General features: G+C 59.8%; 6 protein-coding genes. 5 read left to right on the plus strand and 1 reads right to left on the minus strand.

Annotated elements, in window-relative coordinates; all coding sequences use genetic code 11:
• Positions 1-86: 86 nt before the first annotated feature.
• The 5 genes from O8B93_RS24500 to O8B93_RS24520 all read left to right on the plus strand — a co-directional run bounded on the left by O8B93_RS24500 (position 87) and on the right by O8B93_RS24520 (position 4,603).
• Entirely contained in the window at positions 87-671 is a 585-nt protein-coding gene (locus tag O8B93_RS24500; RefSeq protein WP_269712423.1) for an NnrU family protein, read from the plus strand.
• A 155-nt stretch (positions 672-826) separates the two neighbouring features.
• Positions 827-1,498: a tetratricopeptide repeat protein gene (locus O8B93_RS24505; RefSeq protein ID WP_269712424.1), complete on the plus strand. Its 672-nt coding sequence runs from the start codon at positions 827-829 to the stop codon at positions 1,496-1,498.
• Between the two features lie 133 nt (positions 1,499-1,631).
• Complete coding sequence (gene der / locus O8B93_RS24510) at positions 1,632-3,062, plus strand: ribosome biogenesis GTPase Der (protein ID WP_269712425.1); 1,431 nt, start codon at positions 1,632-1,634, stop codon at positions 3,060-3,062.
• Positions 3,063-3,260: 198 nt separating this feature from the next.
• Positions 3,261-3,869: a DUF2026 domain-containing protein gene (locus O8B93_RS24515; RefSeq protein ID WP_269712426.1), complete on the plus strand. Its 609-nt coding sequence runs from the start codon at positions 3,261-3,263 to the stop codon at positions 3,867-3,869.
• Between the two features lie 122 nt (positions 3,870-3,991).
• Positions 3,992-4,603 carry a hypothetical protein gene (locus O8B93_RS24520; RefSeq protein ID WP_269712427.1) on the plus strand — a complete coding sequence of 204 codons (612 nt, stop codon included), beginning with the start codon at positions 3,992-3,994 and terminating at the stop codon, positions 4,601-4,603.
• 191 nt (positions 4,604-4,794) lie between these two features.
• Here the strand turns inward: O8B93_RS24520 and O8B93_RS24525 are convergent, their stop codons facing one another.
• Positions 4,795-5,844 (minus strand): bifunctional monoglucosyl/glucuronosyl diacylglycerol synthase, encoded by a 1,050-nt coding sequence (locus tag O8B93_RS24525; RefSeq protein ID WP_269712428.1) that lies wholly within the window; start codon positions 5,842-5,844, stop codon positions 4,795-4,797.
• Positions 5,845-6,270: the final 426 nt, after the last annotated feature.

The following is a 6,270-nucleotide window of genomic DNA, read 5'->3' on the forward strand; positions in this document are numbered from 1 at the left end:
TCTGGCTTTTAAACGTCATTCAGCCTAATTCCTGTTCTGCCTCGCGGTGATTGGGCCGCGTTCCGATCCACCGGGGACCGTGTTCCATGCTTTTTCTCGCACTCTGTCTTGTCCTGTTTTTCCTGACGCATCTGTTGAAGGTGCTTGCGCCGCAATTTCGCGCGCGGATGATCGCGAAGCTGGGTGAAGGTCCTTTCAAGGGGCTTTATTCCGTCGCCAGCCTTATCACGCTCGGCCTCGTCATCTTTGCCTTCGGTGAAGCGCGGCAGGAGACCGGCATGCTCTGGAACCCGCCGGTGTGGACGAGCCATCTTGCCGTGACGCTGATGCTGCCGGCGATGATCTGTCTTATCGCCAGCCTCATCCCGGCTGGCAACATCGCGGTGAAGACGAAGCATCCGCTCATTCTCTCCGTCAAGATCTGGGCGCTCGCCCATCTTCTGGCGAATGGCGAAACCTCTTCGATCCTGCTTTTTGCGTCCTTCCTCGCCTGGGGTGTGGTGATGCGCATTTCGCTGAAGCGGCGGGAAAGGGCGGGCGAAAAAGTGCTCCGTCCCTTCGTCTCGGGCCGTTATGATGTGGTGGCCATTGTCGGCGGCATCGTTCTCTGGGGCGCTTTCATCCTGAAACTGCACGAATGGTTGATCGGCGTTCAGCCCATCGCCATGTAGGAAAACAACGTTTCCCCCTTACATATCAGGCAAAATAGGCTAGAAGGCCGACCATGACCCGGTCGGCCACGCTTGTGCTTGCCCGGGTAAGCGGCTTGGTATGTCCGCGGACGGATGGATCGGCGACGATCTCCGCGCGGGTAACGGAGAATTTGATGGCAAACGAAAATGATACCTTTATCCGCGAAGTGAACGAGCAGATCCGTTCCGAGCAGCTGTCGCGCTTCTGGGGCCGTTACGGTATCGTGGTTGCGGGCGCCGCTGTTCTCGTGGTGCTCGGCGCTGCCGGTGCGGGCATCTATGAATACTGGAACACCAGCCGCGCTTCCAATTCCGGCGACCAGTTTCTGGCGGCGCTGACGCTTGCTTCCGAAAACAAGACGGATGAAGCGCTGAAGGCCTTCGCCGATCTCGAAACATCCGGTCATGGCAATTATCCGGTGCTGGCAAAATTCCGTTCCGCCACGCTGCTGTCGCAGAAGGGTGATGCGGCCGGCGCCATCGCCGCCTTCACCGCCATCGGCAACGATACATCCGCGCCGCAGGTGTTCCGCGATACCGCCAAGGTGCGCGCGGCATGGCTGCTGGTCGATAACGGCACCTATGATCAGGTTGTTGCGCTGGCCGAACCGCTCAGCGGTGAAAGCCAGACCATGCGCGCCTCCGCGCGTGAGGCGCTCGGCCTTGCCGCCTACAAGGCTGGCGATTTCGCCAAGGCCAAACAATGGTTCGAGCAGATCGTCAGCGACACGCAGGCGCCACGCAATGTGACGAACCGGGCGCAGATCATGCTCGACAATATCACCGCTTCGGGCAAAGCTGCTTAAAGCCGCTTCCCCGAGCCAGATCGCCCCGGCATATCTTCGCATTGCCAAAGCGATCCAACTCTTTATTTTACGCCTGTCTTTTGCCCAAAACAGATAACGTTTTGGGCAGACTTGCTCCAAGGAACACACAACAATGAGCTTCACCGTCGCCATAGTCGGGCGCCCCAATGTCGGCAAGTCCACGCTTTTCAACCGTCTGGTCGGAAAGAAGCTGGCGCTGGTGGACGACACGCCAGGCGTGACCCGCGATCGCCGCCCCGGCGACGCGAAGCTCGTCGATCTGCGCTTCACCATCATCGATACCGCCGGTCTGGAGCAATCCGGGCCGGAAACGCTTCAGGGCCGCATGTGGGCGCAGACGGAAGCGGCGATCGATGAAGCCGATGTGACGCTGTTCGTGGTCGACGCGAAGGCAGGGCTGACGCCGGCCGACGAGACGCTGGGTGAAATGCTGCGCCGTCGTGGCAAGCCTGTCGTGCTGGTCGCCAACAAGTCCGAAGCGCGCGGTTCTGACGCCGGTTTCTACGATGCCTTCACGCTCGGCCTCGGTGATCCCTGCCCGATCTCGGCCGAACACGGCCAGGGCATGATAGACCTGCGTGACGCGATCGTCGAGGCGATTGGCGAGGACGTGGCCTTCCCGCCTGAGGTGGACGAGGCCGAGACGGACATCGTGCTTCCACGTGCTGAGCCCGGCAGTGAGGAAGAGGAAGACGAAGAGCCTGTCTATGACGAGACCAAGCCGCTGCGCGTCGCCATCATCGGCCGGCCGAATGCGGGCAAGTCCACGCTCATCAACCGCTTTCTCGGCGAAGACCGGCTGCTGACCGGCCCGGAAGCCGGCATTACCCGCGACAGTATTTCCGTCGAATGGGACTGGCGCGGCCGCACCATCAAGATGTTCGACACGGCCGGCATGCGCCGCAAGGCCAAGGTGACGGAGAAGCTGGAAAAGCTCTCGGTCGCGGATTCGCTGCGCTCCATCCGTTTTGCGGAAACTGTTGTCATCGTGTTCGACAGCACCATCCCGTTTGAGAAGCAGGATCTGCAGCTGGTCGATCTCGTCATTCGCGAAGGCCGCGCCGCTGTGCTCGCCTTCAACAAGTGGGACCTGGTGGAAGACCCGCAGGCCTATCTGGCCGATCTGCGTGAAAAGACCGAGCGTCTCTTGCCGCAGGCGCGCGGCATCCGCGCCGTGCCGATGTCCGGCCAGACGGGTTATGGCCTCGACCGGCTGATGCAGAACATCATCGATACGGACAAGACCTGGAACCGTCGCATCTCGACCGCCAAGCTCAACCGCTGGCTGGATGCGCAGACCACGCAGCATCCGCCGCCGGCCGTCTCCGGCCGCCGCCTGAAGCTGAAATATATGACGCAGGTCAAGGCTCGCCCGCCGGCCTTCATGATTTCCTGCACCCGCCCGGAAGCCATTCCGGAGAGCTATACGCGTTATCTGGTGAACGGCCTGCGCAAGGATTTCGACATGCCGGGCGTGCCGATCCGCGTGCATTATCGTGGTTCGGACAATCCGTTCGAGAGCAAGGGGAAGAAGCGGCGTTGATTTTGACGTGAAGGGTTGCGGCGTATTTCTTCTCCCCGTCGGGGAGAAGGTGGCCCGAAGGGTCGGATGAGGGGGCTCGCTCTCCGAATATCTGTACCCTCGCCCCCCTCATCCCGCTGCCGCGGACTTCTCCCCCTCGGGGAGAAGAAACAAGCGGTGGACGCTCATCCAACGCCTTGTTTTGAAGAGTAAAAGACGATGTTGATCAAGCAGACCGACTATTTCAGGATTTACCGCGTCATCAACAGCCTGCTCGTCAGCCAGAATGCCGATCCCGCCTCGGGCTCCATGTATTTCAGCACCTTCGGCGCCTTCATCCTGCAGCAGCACTACAAGGTGAAGGCGGTGCCGAAGGGTGGGCTTGCCGCCTATAATCTCGGCGGAACGGTTCTCTTGTTCGCAGATCATCGCGAAGACGGTTATGTGACGGGTGCAGGCGAGAATTTCCATTGCTGGGTCGAGGCAGACGGCTGGGCTGTCGATTTCATGGCGCCCGCCTTTTCTGAAGGCACCGATGCACTTGCCGTGCCGGCAAAGATGTTTCAGCGGCCGCTTGCTGCCATGGCGGCATCGATCAACGATCTCGGCCAATCCGGCGATTTCTTCTACCGCTCCGAGCCGGAAGCCACGGCGAGACGTTTTGCCGACTGGCACAAACAGGCGATGATCGGCGATATGGCGAGCGTTGCCGCCAACTGGTTCCGCAAATCCCCAAAGCAGATGGCCGCATCACTTTCGGTGACCGACCGGGACGGCAAGGCGCGGACCGTGCCGCTCTCGGGTGAAATGCTGACCGGAGCCTGGTGACGGCGGATTCCGCAGCACTATGCCGGTCCCGACGGTTTTGGCAGCAAAAGGCCTTTTGATTTAAAGGGGCAATGGCTGTTACAAAGACCGGGCTTCAACAGGGACGGGATTGACGTGCGCCGATGGCTGATGACACCATTTCAATGAGCTTCACACCAGACACGAAACATGTCCTTGCCTATGTCTATGGCTATCAAAATCAGGCCTATGAAAATTACAGCATGATTTTCGACAAGTCCTGGAAGCGCCATTTTGCCTCGGCAAGAGCGCATCTATCCTTGTTTGCGGGACTGGCTGCCGGTTTCATCTATTCCTTAAGCCTGCCGTGGTTTCCGGGCGTCTGGCCGGTGGTCGGTTATTGGGTGTTTGCACCTGCACCGTTTGTGGCCCTCGCCGTCTGGCTTATTGTCTGGCGGGGCTCGAGAAGGGAGATGAAATCCTATTACGAGGCCCTGGCACACTGGAATATCGCCCATGAGCTGATGTATTCGCCTCAAATACAGGTCGAGATAGGACCCCAGGGCTACAAGCAGGTCACAAGACTGGACACCGTGCAACTGAGCTGGGCGCGTTATCATCTCGCCATCACGCCGCCGGACAGTCTGGTGCTGGTTTTCCATGGGACGGTCGCCGTGATACCCAGCAGTGCCTTGCCGATGGCGCCAAAGGACATTGTCGAGAAGATCAACCTATGGAGCGCGGCCCAGCAGAAAGAGCTTCTTCCTCTATCCTGACGTGGCATCTCAAGGGCTGTTACGGGCTGTCATCCGGAAAAGGGACGGCCAGCGTAATCTCGCGGCAGCCGCCTGACGTCAATCAGCAGCCCGACCCCGTTCTAAAGATAACGGCAGTCGCGTCCTGATCGCCTTGTGACACTCCCGCACCCTTTCGTCCACTCATTCCCGCACAAATCTCGGGGATTGCCTCATGCAAGCCGCGAGCGCGACAGAAGCGGCAGCGATTTTCCGGCAGCGTGGATGACATTGTCGAGGAATTGCCGCGAGGCTTTTTCCCAGCTGTAGCTTTTGGAAAGCGCAAGCGCTGCCTGCGGTGAGCAATGAAGCGCTGCCAGACAGGCATCGCGCAGATTATTGTCCAGTGCGCCGGCGGCGGGGTTGCCGCCGAGAATATCGATCGGCCCGGTGACGGGGAAGGCGGCGACGGGCACGCCGCTGGCCAGCGCTTCCAGAATGGTGTTGCCGAATGTGTCGGTCTTCGAGGGAAAAACGAAGACATCGGCCTGCGCATAGGCGTCGGCGAGGTCCTCACCGGTCTTGATGCCGGTGAACAGAACATCAGGGTATTTTTCCTGCAATTCATGGCGGGCGGGGCCGTCGCCGATGACGATCTTCGATCCCGGCAGATCGAGCTCCAGGAATTCCGGCAGGTTCTTTTCCACCGCCACCCGGCCCACCGTCATGAAGATTGGCCTTGGCAGATCGAAAGGCAGCTTTGTTTTCGTGCGCGGATGGAAAAGCTCGGCGTCGATGCCGCGGCTCCAGCGCTTCAGGTTGCGCACACCGCGCGCTTCCAGTTCGGTCTCGAGGCTCGGGGTGGCCACCATGCAGGTGTTGCCGCCATTGTGGAACCAGCGCACAAAGGCATAAAGCCAGCTTTCCGGGACGGGGAAACGTGCGGCCACATATTCGGGAAAGCGGGTGTGATAGCTGGTGGAAAACCGCATATGGTTCTTCACGCACCAGCGTCGGGCCATGAAGCCCAGCGGCCCTTCCGTGGCAATGTGCACGAAGGAGGGCTGGCTTTTTTCAATCTCCGCCGCCACACGGCGATAACCGGCGACCGACAGGCGGATTTCCGGATAGGTGGGGCAGGGGATGCTGTAAAAACTTTGCGGCGTGACCATGCGCACATCCACGCCCAGCCGAGCCAGTTCGGTATTGGTGTTTTCGATCGAGCGAACCACGCCGTTGACCTGCGGGTGCCAGGCATCTGTGACAATCGTGATTCTCGTCATGAAACACTGATCCTGCTCATCTGCGCACGGGCGAATCCCCATTGCCCGGCTTCTGCCCGTATATGCGGCGCGCGTGTTACAGGATCATGTCAGGGTCTGTGACGGTGGGGAATCGTGGTTTGCGCTCAAAATCTTGCTGTTGTCCGCGGCGCTGCCTCCTGTCCTCATCCCTGTGCTTGTCACAGGGATCCTGTGTATTGGAGTTATGGTATAAGGGTTGCGGGCGGAAGGCCGTCGGGGTCCTGGTCGATTGAGACCGTTTGCTGGCTTTGGCCTCCGCCCGCTCTTGATAATCCCAACCTGAACAGTTGACAGAGGCCGTGAGCGCGGACCTCGTAGCACAGGATGAGGCTTGCCATGGTACACCCTGTTTACATCGGATGCGACGTTGCAAAAGCACATCTCGATCTTTTCGACGCCGCAACC

This window comes from Martinezella rhizogenes (genome assembly GCF_027460065.1).
GTDB classification, from domain to species: Bacteria; Pseudomonadota; Alphaproteobacteria; order Rhizobiales; family Rhizobiaceae; genus Agrobacterium; species Agrobacterium rhizogenes_C.

Excerpts from the sequence above, each read along its gene's own strand:
- O8B93_RS24500 (WP_269712423.1), top strand. The coding sequence starts at position 87 with ATGCTTTTTCTCGCACTCTGTCTTGTCCTGTTTTTCCTGACGCATCTG.
- O8B93_RS24505 (WP_269712424.1), top strand. The coding sequence starts at position 827 with ATGGCAAACGAAAATGATACCTTTATCCGCGAAGTGAACGAGCAGATC.
- der (WP_269712425.1), top strand. The coding sequence starts at position 1,632 with ATGAGCTTCACCGTCGCCATAGTCGGGCGCCCCAATGTCGGCAAGTCC.
- O8B93_RS24515 (WP_269712426.1), top strand. The coding sequence starts at position 3,261 with ATGTTGATCAAGCAGACCGACTATTTCAGGATTTACCGCGTCATCAAC.
- O8B93_RS24520 (WP_269712427.1), top strand. The coding sequence starts at position 3,992 with ATGGCTGATGACACCATTTCAATGAGCTTCACACCAGACACGAAACAT.
- O8B93_RS24525 (WP_269712428.1), bottom strand. The coding sequence starts at position 5,844 with ATGACGAGAATCACGATTGTCACAGATGCCTGGCACCCGCAGGTCAAC.